Annotated in this window: 14 protein-coding genes; 3 read left to right on the top strand and 11 right to left on the bottom strand. The window is 47.2% G+C overall.

What is annotated here, in order from left to right:
- Positions 1-162 precede the first annotated feature (162 nt).
- Complete coding sequence (locus TCA2_RS26715) at positions 163-372, top strand: hypothetical protein (RefSeq protein WP_081872586.1); 210 nt, start codon at positions 163-165, stop codon at positions 370-372.
- 120 nt (positions 373-492) lie between these two features.
- On the opposite strand, the gene rlmN is transcribed toward TCA2_RS26715, so the two are convergent.
- The 3 genes from rlmN to TCA2_RS16435 form a co-directional block, all read right to left on the bottom strand.
- Positions 493-1,581, bottom strand: a complete 1,089-nt coding sequence (rlmN, locus tag TCA2_RS16445) for a 23S rRNA (adenine(2503)-C(2))-methyltransferase RlmN (RefSeq protein ID WP_047912685.1) — start codon at positions 1,579-1,581, stop codon at positions 493-495.
- 286 nt (positions 1,582-1,867) lie between these two features.
- Positions 1,868-2,716, bottom strand: a complete 849-nt coding sequence (locus TCA2_RS16440; RefSeq protein WP_047912684.1) for an aldo/keto reductase — start codon at positions 2,714-2,716, stop codon at positions 1,868-1,870.
- Between the two features lie 29 nt (positions 2,717-2,745).
- Positions 2,746-3,918 (bottom strand): MFS transporter, encoded by a 1,173-nt coding sequence (locus TCA2_RS16435; protein WP_047912683.1) that lies wholly within the window; start codon positions 3,916-3,918, stop codon positions 2,746-2,748.
- Between the two features lie 141 nt (positions 3,919-4,059).
- Here TCA2_RS16435 and TCA2_RS16430 point away from each other — a divergent pair, with 141 nt between their 5' ends.
- Complete coding sequence (locus TCA2_RS16430) at positions 4,060-4,440, top strand: helix-turn-helix domain-containing protein (RefSeq protein ID WP_047912682.1); 381 nt, start codon at positions 4,060-4,062, stop codon at positions 4,438-4,440.
- 99 nt (positions 4,441-4,539) lie between these two features.
- Here TCA2_RS16430 and TCA2_RS16425 read toward each other — a convergent pair whose 3' ends face one another.
- The 7 genes from TCA2_RS16425 to TCA2_RS16395 all read right to left on the bottom strand — a co-directional run bounded on the left by TCA2_RS16425 (position 4,540) and on the right by TCA2_RS16395 (position 11,884).
- Positions 4,540-4,935: a rhodanese-like domain-containing protein gene (locus TCA2_RS16425; RefSeq protein WP_047912681.1), complete on the bottom strand. Its 396-nt coding sequence runs from the start codon at positions 4,933-4,935 to the stop codon at positions 4,540-4,542.
- Between the two features lie 185 nt (positions 4,936-5,120).
- The gene (locus tag TCA2_RS16420) at positions 5,121-6,143 is read right to left on the bottom strand and encodes an iron ABC transporter permease (RefSeq protein WP_047912680.1); all 1,023 of its coding nucleotides are present in this window, start codon (positions 6,141-6,143) and stop codon (positions 5,121-5,123) included.
- Positions 6,136-7,146 carry an iron ABC transporter permease gene (locus tag TCA2_RS16415; RefSeq protein ID WP_047912679.1) on the bottom strand — a complete coding sequence of 337 codons (1,011 nt, stop codon included), beginning with the start codon at positions 7,144-7,146 and terminating at the stop codon, positions 6,136-6,138. The genes TCA2_RS16420 and TCA2_RS16415 overlap by 8 nt, the downstream gene beginning before the upstream one ends.
- A gap of 18 nt (positions 7,147-7,164) precedes the next feature.
- On the bottom strand, positions 7,165-8,196 hold the full coding sequence (locus TCA2_RS16410; RefSeq protein ID WP_047912678.1) for an ABC transporter substrate-binding protein: 1,032 nt from the start codon (positions 8,194-8,196) through the stop codon (positions 7,165-7,167).
- 136 nt (positions 8,197-8,332) lie between these two features.
- On the bottom strand, positions 8,333-9,208 hold the full coding sequence (locus tag TCA2_RS16405) for an AraC family transcriptional regulator (protein WP_047912677.1): 876 nt from the start codon (positions 9,206-9,208) through the stop codon (positions 8,333-8,335).
- A 173-nt stretch (positions 9,209-9,381) separates the two neighbouring features.
- Entirely contained in the window at positions 9,382-10,218 is an 837-nt protein-coding gene (locus TCA2_RS16400) for an alpha/beta hydrolase (protein WP_238546423.1), read from the bottom strand.
- A 202-nt stretch (positions 10,219-10,420) separates the two neighbouring features.
- On the bottom strand, positions 10,421-11,884 hold the full coding sequence (locus TCA2_RS16395) for a copper amine oxidase N-terminal domain-containing protein (protein ID WP_047912675.1): 1,464 nt from the start codon (positions 11,882-11,884) through the stop codon (positions 10,421-10,423).
- 324 nt (positions 11,885-12,208) lie between these two features.
- Here TCA2_RS16395 and TCA2_RS16390 point away from each other — a divergent pair, with 324 nt between their 5' ends.
- Entirely contained in the window at positions 12,209-12,796 is a 588-nt protein-coding gene (locus TCA2_RS16390; protein ID WP_047912674.1) for a hypothetical protein, read from the top strand.
- An 82-nt stretch (positions 12,797-12,878) separates the two neighbouring features.
- Here the strand turns inward: TCA2_RS16390 and TCA2_RS16385 are convergent, their stop codons facing one another.
- Positions 12,879-14,252, bottom strand: a complete 1,374-nt coding sequence (locus TCA2_RS16385) for a leucine-rich repeat domain-containing protein (RefSeq protein ID WP_047912673.1) — start codon at positions 14,250-14,252, stop codon at positions 12,879-12,881.
- Positions 14,253-14,368: the final 116 nt, after the last annotated feature.

The following is a 14,368-nucleotide window of genomic DNA, read 5'->3' as shown; positions in this document are numbered from 1 at the left end:
CATTGCGATTACATTCTTTTAAGGATGCATTAAGCTTGCTGCCCTATAATAATATGATATTTAGCAATTTCGCTCTGTTTAAGGGAAGGCTTCGGTGGGTTATATTAATCATCATATCCCATAAGGATGCGAATACGCTAAGAAATAAAGAGGTGTTAATATATGCTTAGAAAACTAATCGATAAGGTTCTTCATTCTACTTCGCACAGCAATGGACGCAAAAGATACAGCAGCTCAGACCGAAAATATCGTAAACGTTACTCAAGCAGCTCTCATCGTTATTCACGCAGAGGCTCCTCGTCCGATTACAAGCACAGACACAACCGTAACGGCTCCTCGTACTACAAGAGCAGAAAATATAGTTCAAGCTAGGTCGTGCCTAATTAGATACGAAATGCCGAAGGAAAGGGAGGAATCCCTTTCTTTTTTTGTGCTATGTAAAAAAAAGATGAGCCCAGGGACATCCCCATTCTCATCTTTATCATTCATATATTAAGACAGTACCTTCTCCCGGCTGCCGTCCACGTCCTTCTTGATCTGCTTGCTTCGCAGCTGTCCGCACGCAGCATCAATATCCGTTCCGTGCTCCAGCCGCACACTTACGCTGATATTTTGCTTCTTGAGCGTGTCATAGAAGGAGGTGATCGAGTCCTTCTCGCTCCGCTGATACTGGCTGTGCTCATCTACAGGGTTGTATGGGATGAGGTTGACGATCGCGAGGCTCCGTCTATGCTTCAGCAGCTCTGCGAGCTCTAATGCATGCTCCGGCTGGTCATTTACATCCTTCAGCAAAATATACTCCACCGTAATCCGGCGATTGGTCTTATCCCAGTAATACTCAAGCGCGTCCATCAGCTTCTCGATCGGGATGGCCTTGTTAATCTTCATAATACGTGTTCTTAGATCATTGTTCGGTGCATGCAGCGATACCGCAAGGTTGACGTTCAGGTCCGAATCCGCGAACTCCTTGATCTTGCCGGCCAGTCCGCTGGTTGAGACGGTGATGTGGCGTCCTCCGATCGCAAGCCCTTTGTGATCCTTCACGACACGAATGAAATCAGACATGTTCTGATAATTATCAAACGGTTCTCCGATCCCCATAACGACGATGTGACTCACTCTCTCACCCGTACCCATCGAATCGAGATGCAGCTGCACCTTCATGATCTGCTCCACAATCTCACCGCTGCTCAGATCCCTGCTCTTCTTGAGCAATCCGCTCGCACAGAAGCTGCAGCCGATGTTACAGCCAACCTGCGTTGTCACACAGACGGACAAGCCAAATTTGTGGCGCATAAGCACAGTTTCAATCAAGTTGCCGTCAGACAAGCGGAACAGAAATTTTATCGTCCCGTCGATGGACTCCTGACGCGTATGCTCAGTCAGCGTTTGAATAGAGAAGTGTTCCGACAGCAGCTGAAGACAGTCCTTATTGACTTCTTCCATTTGGTCAAATTCTGTAACCCGTCTTCTGTACAGCCATTCCCATACATGGGTGGCCCGGGATTTCTTGTGGCCCTTCTCTTCGAGCCAGGCTCCCATTTGATCAAGTGTTAATCCATAGATGGATGGTTTAATCATGAATCTTTTGCCCTCTTTTCACATACCAGGATTATGCGCCATTCTATATTGAACGAGCAGAACCCTCATACTTCAATATATTTAAACAATCAATAAAACGATGAATTTGAAAATGTCGTATAGACAACGATCAGCATAGTGACGAACAACCGGAATTTGGTCTCTATAATCATGCGGTAATCCGTCTATTATTGTCCCAAACTTTTCACGTTTAAACAAGGCTTAATCCATGGAACTTGAAAAAGACGGCTCCTATAAGATGAGGAACCGCCTTAACTCGAAATTTTTAAAAATCAATATGATCCGGATCTGGACCCACCCGGTTATTTTGATTCAATTGATCTATTCTATCCATCTCTTCATCCGATAGGGTGAAGTCAAATACAGTGGCGTTCTCTATAATCCGGTGCTCCTTTGTGGATTTCGGAATCGTGACAATTCCATGCTGGAGATCCCAGCGCAAGATGACTTGTGCCACTGAACGGCCATGACGCTCCGCAATGTCTTGCAGCACCGGCTGACTCAGCAGCTGTCCCTGCATGAGCGGGGACCAGGCTTCAATCTGAATATGATGCTTGGCCGCATAATTGCGCAGCTCGGTTTGGCTCAAATAAGGATGAAGCTCAATCTGGTTAACGACCGGCGTGACTTCTGCATCCGCAAGCAGATCCTCCAGGTGATGGATTTGGAAGTTGCTCACTCCAATGGCTCTCACTCTTCCATCCTTGTACAGCGTTTCAAGCGCTCTCCACGCTTCTTTATACTTACCTGGCACCGGCCAATGCACAAGATACAGATCCAGATACTCCAGTCCCAGCTTGTTGAGACTTGCCTCATAGGCAGCCAGCGTCTCCTCATATCCCAGATCAGCATTCCACACCTTCGAAGTGATGAACAGCTCCTCTCGTGAGAGTCCGTTCTCCTGCAGAGCTTCACGAATGGCCTGTCCAACGCCGGCCTCATTCTGATATACGCTCGCTGTATCGATGCTGCGGTAGCCGTGAGCTATTGCATTTTTCACAGCTTGGACGAGCTCTTCACCCTCCTCCACTTTAAATACGCCAAGACCAAACCATGGCATGTTCACTCCGTTATTCAGCTTAACCGTGTCTTGTAAATGCATTGCTGTAGTCATTTGTACATTCCTCCATTATTGTTAATCGTTCAGGCTGCCGGTCTCGTGTGAACCGGTACCTGTTTTCTTTCCAGTATTAAACTCCATATGGTGAGTAGTACTGCCCCCAGAACCATCAGCGATCCAACCCAAGGGGTATGAATCAATCCGATGGAATCGTTGACCACGCCGCCAAGATAAGCTCCGATCGCAATTCCCGCATTAAAGGCTGCGATGTTCAGTGAGGAAGCTACATCCTTGGCCTCCGGCACATACCGCTCTGCCAGAATAACCACATAGACTTGCAGTCCGGGAACGTTCATAAAGGCAAACAATCCCATCATAAAAATGGTGATGAGCCCTACAATCTTAAACGGTGCTGTAAAAGCAAGCATAAGCAGCACCACAGCTTGTAGAATAAACATGACGAGCAGCGACTTGAGCGGGTTTCGATCGGCCGCTTTGCCGCCAATGATATTACCAACGGCAATGGCGATTCCGTATAGCAGCAGGATGGCTGCTACCGTATTTTCCGAAAATCCGGTTATATCATGCAGCAACGGGGATAAATAAGTGTAAACAACAAACGTTCCTCCGTATCCGAGTGCTGTTATCGCTAGAATTAACAGTAGTCTTCCGTTCGTAAGCAGCCTGCCCTGATCCCGAAAGCGCACAGTCTTGCCCTTCTGCAGCTCAGATGGAACAAGGATGGCATTCGCGATGAATGCGAGAATACCGATAATGATGATCGTGACAAAAGCCGCTCTCCAGCCGATCTGGCCTCCGATAAATGTACCCAGCGGCACACCCGTTACGGTCGCAACCGTAAGTCCTGTGAACATGGCGGATATGGCACTTGCCCGCTTATCTTCCGTGACGAGATCTGCCGCGATCGTTGATCCTACCGACATGAAGACCCCATGTGTAAATGCAGACAGAACACGGGCGGTCAGCAGAATTGCGATGCCGTCCGCCATGGCGGCTACACTGTTCGCAATAATAAATAGAATCATAATGGATAATAGCAACGCTTTGCGCGGCACACGGGCCGTAAGGGACGTCAGAATCGGTGCCCCGAAGGTGACTCCAAGCGCATACAGTGTCACCGTCAGTCCTGCGGTCGTAACGGATATATTCAGGTCATCAGCAATCATAGGCAGCAGCCCTACACTGATAAACTCGGTTGTTCCAATGGCAAAAGCACGTGCTTCGTTTTCTTTCAAGTGACATGGACTTTTCGCTCCTGTATGATCGTAATCGCCGGCCGGCAAAAGCTATTATGATCCATATGAGTTATAATGAACAGTACGTACTTTAAAGTACTATAGGTACTTTTTAGTGCCTTTTGGAAAGGGATGAGGAACATGACGAAGAAATATAACATTTCTGTGGAAGCAACACTTGAGGTCATCGGTGGTAAGTGGAAGAGCGTCATCCTGTGCCACCTGACTCACGGGAGGAAGCGCACCAGTGATCTCCGCAGGCTCATGCCCAATATTACGCAAAAAATGCTGACCCAGCAGCTTCGCGAGCTTGAGGAGGACGGCATCGTAAACCGCATCAGCTATAACGAGGTCCCGCCACGGGTGGAATATGAGCTGACCCCGTATGGCTGGAGCCTCAAACCGATTCTGGACTCCATGTGCAATTGGGGAGAGCACCATATTATTAAGGAGCATGGCAGTTTGACCGATATGCTGGAGGACAGCATTCTGAACAAGAAGGAAGAGCATTCGGTCAATTAGTATATTCTCGGTTAGAACAGAACACACAAAGAACGCCGGAGCCACTTCGCAGTGGGTGCCCGGCGTTCTTTGTGCATATCTAATATATGATTTGGTCTCTTACAGTGCTTCTACGTCAAAGCCTGCTTGTTTCCACGCTGCTGTACCGCCGTCAATAAAATGAACGTCAGTGAAGCCCATCTGATGCAAGATATAAGCACCTAGAGTAGCTTGTCCGCCTGCACCGCACGTAACAAGGACAGGACGGCTGCGATCAGATAGACGCTCGTCACGAAGCTCGGCTGGCAGCTCAAGGTCTGCACGGATCGGCAGCATGCCAAGAGAGATGTTGACACTGCTCGGAATCAGTCCGCAAGCACCGGCATCAGCGGCATCCTGTACATCGATCACTAGCGTGTTCGGTTTGTCAGCAATCTGCTGCTTCGCTTCCTGGGAGCTAATCCCGGATACATGCTTCAGTGCTTCTTCAATCATATTCTTAAATGTCAAAGCCATTCGTCATACACTCCTTTTTCCGTATGGGGATTGGCACGTTTTAACTTCGCGCCTTGTTTATTCTATCATGCACGATTCAATTATGCGAAATGATTGATTCAATAGGCTTATAAAAAAAGAGACAGGAGTCCTCCACTACCCCTGTCCCTTCCATCATAATGGATTCCACATATATCATCTGTTCACTATACTCTAGTCTTGAATAGCAAGTACACAAAGTAAGGAACCCCGATAATAGATATAACGATACCAACCGGCAGCTCCGCCGGTGCAAAGATAGACTTGCCGATGAGATCGCCGACGACCACCATCGCCATCCCTATAAGCCCGGATACAGGAATAACATGCCGGTGCTTAATCCCAACAAGCCTGCGGGCAATATGCGGTGCAATCAGTCCGACAAAGCCTACGCTTCCTGACACGGCTACACACGCACTCACAATACCAACACTGAACAGGAGCAGCCATAAGCGTTCACGGTGTACACGCACACCGGCTCCCAAGGCACTGAGCTCTTCAAGCTGCATGACATCAAGCACGAGTGATTTACTCCAGATCAGCGGGATTAAAATGATCAGCCATGGCAGCATGGCAAGGATAAACTGCCAGTTCGCATTGTAAATACTGCCTGACAGCCATACTGTGGCCATCTCGAAGTCACTTGGGTTCATTTTGAGCGATACATACAAGGTCAGTGCACCGAACCCTGACGATACCGCGATCCCTACCAAAATGAGCCGCTGCGAATCGAGTCTTCCTTTGTCCATCGTAAACAGCAGGATGAAAGCCGCCGCTATAAGTCCGCCGACAAGTCCGAACAAGGGCATCAGCATGATGGAGCCAAAGCTCGCTCCTGTAATCGTTCCTTGGAACAAGAACATGAACAGCACGACTGCTGAGCCAGCCCCTGCGTTAATACCTAACATCCCGGGGTCAGCTAGCGGATTACGGACGATACCCTGAATAACGGCACCCGCTACCCCAAGACCAAGCCCGAGTAATACGGCAATGACAATTCGGGGCAGCCGGAAATCAAAGATTACCAGATCATGCTCTGGCGTCGGATCAATCCGAAGCAGTGTCTTGATCACCTCAGCTACCGTCATGTCAAAGGTGCCATTCGTTACACTGATATAAGAAGCCGCTAGGATAATGAATAGCGAAACGGTAACAACCGTCCATCGCTTAAAACGAGCGGTTCTAGGCATTGGACTTCCCTCCTCTGGTCTTGATCAGGTAGAGGAAGAATGGTACACCAAATATGGCTGTCACAACGCCAATCGGCGTCTCAAACGGAGCGTTGATAAACCGGCTCATAATATCACACCAAGCCAGGAATATGCCTCCGATTAACGCAGAGCATGGGATGACCCATTTATAATCAATACCGACAATAAACCGGGTAATGTGCGGAATGAGAAGACCGACAAATCCGATCTTACCCGCAAGCGCTACTGAAATTCCTGTCAGAATGACTACGCTGAGAATGGATAATGCCTTGACCCATTTGGTCCGTTGGCCAAGACTGGTAGCCATCTCCTCGCCCATCGACAGAATCGTAATGGACCGTGCCAGACCCATGGCAAGCACGAGGCCGGCAATCGCGAATGGAACAATGAGCTTGATCAGCTCAGGATCCATCTGATGGAGTCTGGCATTGTACCAGAAGCTGACCGTCTGCGATACCTGAAAATAAGTAGCGGCCGCCTCGGACAGTCCACTCAAGAAGGTCCCGATGATCGTTCCGAGAATGGCCATCCTGACCGGTGTCATCCCCCTCGGCAGCAGCCATGCAAGTGAGAACACGATGCCGGCACCGATGGCAGAACCGATCAATGAATAAGCTATGTATCCTAGTGAGGATGTATTAGGAAGCAGAATCATGCAAATTGTGATTACAAATACGGAACCGTCCGATACACCCATTATGGAAGGTGAAGCCAAATAGTTTCTTGTCATCCCCTGCATCAGCGCACCGGAGACAGCTAGAAACGCACCAATTAATAATGCCCCCACGACTCGAGGGAGTCGTGAGGTTAGTATAATCTGGTGATCGATACTGTCCGAGTCGAATTGGAATAAGGCATTCCATACTTCAGACGCGTTAATATCCTTGGCACCATATAGTATCGAGACGAGAATGGTAACAGCTATGATGACCGGAGCGACCAGGCATATGAGCAGCGGATGTACTCGTCTTTTGGATAACATGGATGAATGAAAGCTCGTTTACTTCTTCAGCTCTGCTACAGCAGCTGTCAGGAAGTTTGTTCTGCTCCAAGCAGGTCCGCCTTCAGACAATGGATCAATGATATTGGTATATACATGTCCATCCTTGAACGCATTTGTTTTTTGAATAATCGGGTTGTTCTGGATGTCTTCGAGTGCAGTAAGTTTATCCGCGTTCTCCGCATCTGCAAATTGCAGGAAGACATAGTCAGGATTAATCTCGGCAAACTGCTCAACCGTAATCAGCTCCTGCGCTTTGGCTGCAGCGACTGCATCTGGAACAGTCAAGCCAAGGTCAGAGTATAGCACGGGGTTAAAGAATACGTCCTGCGGGTAAACATACATCTCTCCACCACGAATACGGATCGCCATGACATTCTTGCCTTCAAGCTTCGTACCAAGCTCCGCTTTGGCTGCTTCTGCCTCTGCTTTGTAATCTTCAATGACTTTAGCTGCCTCATCCTGTTTGCCGGACAGTTCACCCATCAGGTTCAGGTTAGCTTCCCAATCCGTTGAGATATGTGACACTTGAATAAGTGGAGCGATCTTTTTCAGCTGTTCTACAACTTCTGGTTTGAATTTGGTTGTTCCCAGAATAACGTCTGGCTTCAAGGAAAGAATCGTTTCGAAGTTAGGCTCTTGCTTCGCTCCGATCGATGTTGCCCCTTCCGTAATCGAAGCGTAACGCTCAGGGAACTCGCCGCCTACTTCGATAGCACCTGTCAGCGGCACATCAAGTACAAGAGCGTCCTCCATCGCTTCCATAGCGCCCGTTACGACGATCTTCTCCACATTTGCTGGAAGAGTATACTCTTCTCCCAGATATGTAACCGTACGTGTCTCGCCTTCACTGTCTGTTTCTGTTGTATCGGTTTCTGTAGTATCCGTTTCGGCAGGCTGCTCAGAAGCAGCTGGAGTTGTCTCTGATGTGCCGCTTGCAGTCTCCGAGTCGTTCGTGTCGCTTGCCTGTCCGCATGCTGCCAGCATGACCAGCATCAGAACGAGCATGGCATAAAAGGAAATCTTTTTCATGAAAATAGGAACCCCTCTCTTATATCTCCATAATTGATAATGATTATCATTATTGAATATTATAAGAGATTTGTAAAGGTATCCATGGACATTTTCCGGTAAAGGCATGGACTGGTTCTATGTTTTTTACCAATACCTAGGAAAATCGGCTGCCTAAGAAGGTTAACTCCTGCTGCTTCTTATATTCAGATGGGGAAACGCCCATCATTTTTTTAAACTTACGGCTGAAATAGAATTCATCCGGGTACCCAACCAAGTGGGCAATATCCCGCAGCTTGAGCTCTGAATCCATCATGAGCTGCTTAGCATGCTCCATCCGCGTCGTTGCAATATACTCGGTTACACTCACTCCATATTGCTTCTTGAACAGTTCACTGTAATATTTCAAGCTGAGTCCCGCCATCCGTCCAAGCCGCTCCAGTGTCAGATTCTCATCATAGTGCTGGTCAATATACTCTTTTGTCTTCTGAAGCGTTGAGTTCGAGTCCTGCACCTCAGCCGTACGGCTCTTTGCAACCCAGTACAGGAATTCCTGAAAAATAATCTGGCTGCGGTAGCGTCCAAGTCCCTCACCGCTGTGCCAATGACCATATATGGACTGACACATCCCTGTGAACCAGCTTGCCTCCTGACTGAGCAGCTCACTGCCTGGTTCCATAATGTAATCATCGACAACGACAAGCGGACCCTTATTGCCCTGTTCCTGGTAGATATCATACTCTATAATCATTAAATCGAGATCCCGGCCGCAGTTGCATGTCATTTCAATACTCGCTTCCGGCACACAGGAGTACACGCAGGGCTTCTCTACTTGATATGAACAGTTGTTCATCGTAAGGGAGCCCTTTCCATCCGTGATCACTAGCAGTCTGCGTGATGCTGTACGGGTTCTCGGAAGGGACCATCTTGATCTGGTACTGACTCTTGCAATATCACGCAGTCTTACCGATGAATAATCAAGCGTCTTGCTTGCCAATTCATGATCTGCGCTATCCATCTTCCATTCATACATGTTGGAATCACCACCTCATAAATGATAATGATTATCAATATCATAAAGAGTATATCAAATTTCAAGACTTTGCAGTGATTTTTTTTGAAATATACGAAAATTCATTTTCATCCGCAGAAAAAAAACGACAACTTCCTCAAAAGTACTCCTGAGAAAAGTTGTCTTGTTGTCCGTTATTCGCTCGCCCAATCCGCAAATCGTAAAGCCCGATTAATCAGTACAGGCAGTATGGAGCTGTGATTCTCGTCCTCGAATTCCTTGAATGCAGCGTGTACGCCATATTCGGATAGAGCGGAGAGCCGTTCTGCCTGCTTCTTGGCATTCTCAATCATCGGGATCTTGAAGCTCCCCTCCCGCTCGCCTACGGCCACCAGAACCCGAACCTTCAGTGACGCAAGCTCTCTGGAATTTAGCGCCTTCGTCCACGTCTCCTCCTGCACTGCAAGATAAGACTCATTCCAATGAATAGAAGGGCTTCCGGCAATGTATGTATGAAAAGTACCCGGTCTCGCAAACAGCATTTGCAGCACGAACAAGCCTCCGAGTGAATGTCCGATGATCATTTGCTTGCTTGCATTCACCGAATAATGCTGCTCGATTTCCGGTTTGAGCTGTTCTTCGATAAAGGACATAAATTCCCTAGCTCCGCCCTGCTCCGGGCGTTCTCTTCCTCCTGGCATTGCAGGCAGCTCTGCTTCGTTAGCCGGCATCGTCAGATCATAGTGTCTGCGCGGCGGAAACGGCGCATCCAGATCATAGCCAATACCGACCACAATCGCTGGAACGACCCCCGTCTTCTCCCGTCTCACCGATTGAATTCGAATCATTTCCGTTGTCATTGCAAAGGTCGCATTGCCATCAAGGGTATAAATGATAGGAAAGCCTTCTGCTGGAGGCTCCTCTACTGGACAATACACACAAATTCGATAGTCATGTCCGTTAAATCGGGATCGCATGATCCATTCTTTCGTTGCAGAAAGTGTGACCTGCTTCGCTGAAGTTGTTGCCATACCTCTCCTCCTCCCTACTTGCCTAGCCATTATAGAGTATTCACCCCGGACAAAACATGGACTTTTTCCGTATCAGACCTCCCCTTTTCAATCTCTGCTCGCTCTATTTAACCCGGCCTGCAGAAGTTGTAAAGAAAAAGCTGCTCAATACCGCCATCGGCAGCATTGAACAGCTCAGTGCTCATGTTACAGTGTCGTGCTATTACTTACGTTCTACGGCATACCAGCCGTCTTCAAACGTAACCGTTGCATCCAGTGCTTCTGCAATGGAACGCAGTGGAACATAGACCATCCCATGCTCCATATAAGGTGCAGAAGGCAAGGTTACCTTCTCTCCATTGACGACAGCTTGTTTAGAGCCCAGCGTATAAGTGGATTGCGCAAGCGTCAGGTCATTCGTCACCACAATCTGATTCGAGCCTTTGGTCCATTTCACATCCGCTTCAAACTGGTCTGCAAAATAACGAAGGGCTACAAATCCGGTACCGTCGTTATTCACCAATCCGTAATACTCGTCTTCCGGATCAAGATAAGTGAACATGCTGGTCATACCGGAGTTCAGCAGCAGCTCATGCACTGGTGCGGATCCTTCAAAATTACGAAGAATTTCGCCTGTCGTTGCTTCACCGTACATCACATCAAGAACGCCACTCGAAGTATCGACCTGATCTGCCTTGACTTCTGTTCCGTAGTTCCAGATCTCAGAGGTATTTACAAGCTTGATTTCACTGACAGGCAGTTCATCCGATGCGGGAATGGCTACCTTCAGCTCCATATCTGATTTGCGGGCATTCAGCTCGCTGTCGAAATAATAATCTACTGTAAGATTCGTATCATCGCCAAATACGGTCTTCAGCTCTGGTGTTTCATTGAACAATTTCTCAACTTCTTGATCATAATCCACAAGGAACTCATCCAGATAACCCGTGATCGCGCCATGAATCATCGCTACCGTCGTATCCTTGGATTCCGGAGACAGGAACTCCGAAGCTCCTTCAAGGGACTCATCTTCCGCTTCGATCGCAACAAACATAACTGAGATGGCATCGTAGAGATTGCCAATGAGCTGCTTCAAGCCTTCTTCATCCTCAGCAATAGAAGTCAGGAACGGACGGATAAGCTCGACCATCTCTGTACCGCTGAGTTCCACATGAAGCTGAGTGAGGTCAAGCTGCTCTCCATTAACTGTCTCTTGTGCCTTTGCAACCGAGATCGTGTCTGGATTAGGCAAATGCTTCACCAAGAAGCTCGCCAATTCCCAGGTTACATCCTCTACCTGCTCATAATATTCTGTCATCTCTGGTGTTTCTATCTCTTCCCCAAGCGAGAAGTAGACCGGCTTCTCTGCACCCTCAATATCAAGAGCAAACCCGGCTTTATCCATGCTGAAGAGGAATGGAATTTCATTATCCAAATAGTATACAGAGCCTGTAACCGAAGCATGATCCATATCTTCCGATTTGGCACTGTCAATATGTACGGAAATGGAGTTCAATAGGTCTATCATTTCCTTATCTTCCGCAGTTGCATTCGCAGACGGTGTAACTTCCAGATCGAGTGTCTGACGGGATTCCATCGGCTGATATAATTTTTCCTTGCTTCCTAGTATGGCTGAATTGACATCAAATCCACCTACTGACTGACAGCCTGTCAATACGACCAGCATCAGAATGAGCGGCGCAGCAAGCCATTTGAAAGATTTACGATTAATAATATTGCTCTCCCCCTTAAACGTTATGGACGTACTCCTTCATACTATATTTAGAGGGAAAATATGTAAACCTATTTTTTTAAAAAAACTGCCTATATATCCTTGTGTATCAATTGTTGAGAAATGATGACAATAGTCGACAATCTATCATATTCCTCTGTTTTTTCATGAAAATATTAATATTTTCGGCATGATGTAATAAAGATTCTATTGCAACTTTATGTAGAACGCCGGCGTCAGTAGAAGTATTAAATTAAATCAAAAGGAGTCGTTATACAGATGAAAAAAAGCCGAATTATCCTCTATGCAGCAAGCGCCGCAGTGTTACTATGGATCACTGGATGTAGTCAAGCAGAGACGGAGACTTCGACTCCTGATCTTCCCGACCCTGTTAATGCGACAGAAACAGCGCCAAAAACTGTTCCAGCAGAGCAGCCGGAGGCTGAAGAACAAACGATTATATTTGAAAGGTCCGCCCCCTCTGATCCCACTAAATTTCAAGAAGGTGTCTCTATAGATATGGCAAATTATGTACAGGATTTTTTTACATTGGACATGGCGGAGACCATCCAGCGCAATATGGAAGCGATCGTCAGCAATGATTCAGAAGGCTTCTCAGAAGGAATGTCCGAGGATGCAATGGAACAAAATCTGAATTTATTAGCCTATCTGCACACGGATGGAGAAGCGATTGAGTTCCAATCTGTTGATTCAATCACTTATTTGGAGAAGGAGAAAAGAATCCAAATTGCAGTAAGCTATGCCATTCAGATGAAAGAAGAAGTCACCTATGGATCTTTTGAATATACATTGATTCCGGAGAAGGGGACAGAAGAGGACAGGTGGATCATCGCTACCATGGACTAGAAAGTAGATCCAATGCGAACAAGCGAACCCCCATCAGCAAGATGAGGGTTCACAACAAAAGAATGAACTGGAAGGCTTTATTTTATTCCTTATTGAAAATGAGGGCTGTCTTCGTTTCGTTGATAAAGGCCGTATCCGCATTCAGCTGATCGGATATGAAGCGGACAGGAACAAACAAGCTGCCATGCTGCTGCATCAGCGGTACATCATACCGTTCAATCCTACCATTCACATCCACCTGCCTGCTTCCCTCTGCCCAGCGAATCGTTGTGTCTCCAACCTGGATCGTCACTTCACTAAGATCTTGATTCCACTCCACATCAGCTCCCAGCTGTTCTGCTGCAAACCGAAGTGGTACATAGGTGCGATTATCGCTTATATACGGAGCACTTTCCAAAGAAAACTCCATGCTGCCGGCATAGGCTGTGCTTGATCCAATGATTAAGCGCTGCAGCTCGCCTTGGGATCGTTTGTCTCTGTCATTGGCCGTTATTTTCTCAAAAATATCTAATGTGTCGCTTCCTTCGCTTAAGTCCAGATAGTTGTCAGCGAGTCCCAAAGAATAGTATTCCAGCACGTTTCCAACCCGGTTTGCCGGATAATAGATAAAGTCATGCTCTGCAAGGGGTGAAATATCCCATATTCGATTGCCTGACAGCTGCAGCTCGCTGAGCTCTGCCAAATCCGCCAGAGGTGCCAGATCATAGATCTGGTTATTTGCCAGCTGGATGGACCTTAAGTTCTTCAGACTTGCAAGTGGCGCTATATCGGTGATTTCATTATTGTTCATACTGATTCCCTCAAGTGTTTCTGTCAGATGCTCAAGAGGGGACAAGTCCTCGATCTCATTATTGTCCAGCTGAATATACCGAAGGGCCGGAAGCTCAGCCAGCACCGAAATATCTGTAATTCCATTGTCGGTTGCTTCCAGCCAGCTTAATGCCTTGGCTTCTTCCAGCGCATCCAGACGGTCTATCGGATTGCCGCTGATCAGAAGGGTATGTAACCGAGGAAAGTTGCTGACGACCTCGATGGATGCAACTCCATTATTGCTTATGTACAGTCTTCCCAAATCCGTAAGCTCTGCTAATTCCTCAATTGAAGTAATATAGTTACTCCTTACATCGACTTCCCGCAAGGTCTTTATTTTGCTTATAGGTGCAAGATCAGATATTTCATTGCCGGACAGCCTCAGATGGGTCATATTTACCGCGTGCTCTAGTCCAGCCAGACTCTTAATTCCCAAGCTCCGCAGATCAACGACCTTCAAGGAAGCCAAATCTTCTGTCGTGAGCGGCTCATCAACCGGCTTATTAAGTATTGACTTCAGTCCATAGGATAGTGCCTCATCTTCAATAAATACCTCTTCGGTGTACGCTGCAGCAAAGGAGGCCTGAAAGGCAACACCCATACTGATGATTATGAAAACAAGCATTATGGCTATGTATTTCCTCACTACGCATATTCCTCCCCCTGTTTGCTTAAACTGAAAGCCAGTATCCTAACTATATGGACGCTTAGCGTAATGAAATGTTTCGATTTATTATCTCTGTTACATATACCCAATTTCAA

This window comes from Paenibacillus sp. TCA20 (genome assembly GCF_000732325.1).
Lineage (GTDB): Bacteria > Bacillota > Bacilli > Paenibacillales > Paenibacillaceae > Paenibacillus > Paenibacillus urinalis.
The sequence above is the reverse complement of the archived record's forward strand: the minus strand, read 5'-3'. Positions and strand labels throughout refer to the sequence as shown.

Excerpts from the sequence above, each read along its gene's own strand:
- TCA2_RS26715 (WP_081872586.1), top strand. The coding sequence starts at position 163 with ATGCTTAGAAAACTAATCGATAAGGTTCTTCATTCTACTTCGCACAGC.
- rlmN (WP_047912685.1), bottom strand. The coding sequence starts at position 1,581 with ATGATTAAACCATCCATCTATGGATTAACACTTGATCAAATGGGAGCC.
- TCA2_RS16440 (WP_047912684.1), bottom strand. The coding sequence starts at position 2,716 with ATGACTACAGCAATGCATTTACAAGACACGGTTAAGCTGAATAACGGA.
- TCA2_RS16430 (WP_047912682.1), top strand. The coding sequence starts at position 4,060 with ATGACGAAGAAATATAACATTTCTGTGGAAGCAACACTTGAGGTCATC.
- TCA2_RS16425 (WP_047912681.1), bottom strand. The coding sequence starts at position 4,935 with ATGGCTTTGACATTTAAGAATATGATTGAAGAAGCACTGAAGCATGTA.
- TCA2_RS16420 (WP_047912680.1), bottom strand. The coding sequence starts at position 6,143 with ATGCCTAGAACCGCTCGTTTTAAGCGATGGACGGTTGTTACCGTTTCG.
- TCA2_RS16415 (WP_047912679.1), bottom strand. The coding sequence starts at position 7,146 with ATGTTATCCAAAAGACGAGTACATCCGCTGCTCATATGCCTGGTCGCT.
- TCA2_RS16410 (WP_047912678.1), bottom strand. The coding sequence starts at position 8,196 with ATGAAAAAGATTTCCTTTTATGCCATGCTCGTTCTGATGCTGGTCATG.
- TCA2_RS16405 (WP_047912677.1), bottom strand. The coding sequence starts at position 9,208 with ATGTATGAATGGAAGATGGATAGCGCAGATCATGAATTGGCAAGCAAG.
- TCA2_RS16400 (WP_238546423.1), bottom strand. The coding sequence starts at position 10,218 with ATGGCAACAACTTCAGCGAAGCAGGTCACACTTTCTGCAACGAAAGAA.
- TCA2_RS16395 (WP_047912675.1), bottom strand. The coding sequence starts at position 11,884 with ATGCTGGTCGTATTGACAGGCTGTCAGTCAGTAGGTGGATTTGATGTC.
- TCA2_RS16390 (WP_047912674.1), top strand. The coding sequence starts at position 12,209 with ATGAAAAAAAGCCGAATTATCCTCTATGCAGCAAGCGCCGCAGTGTTA.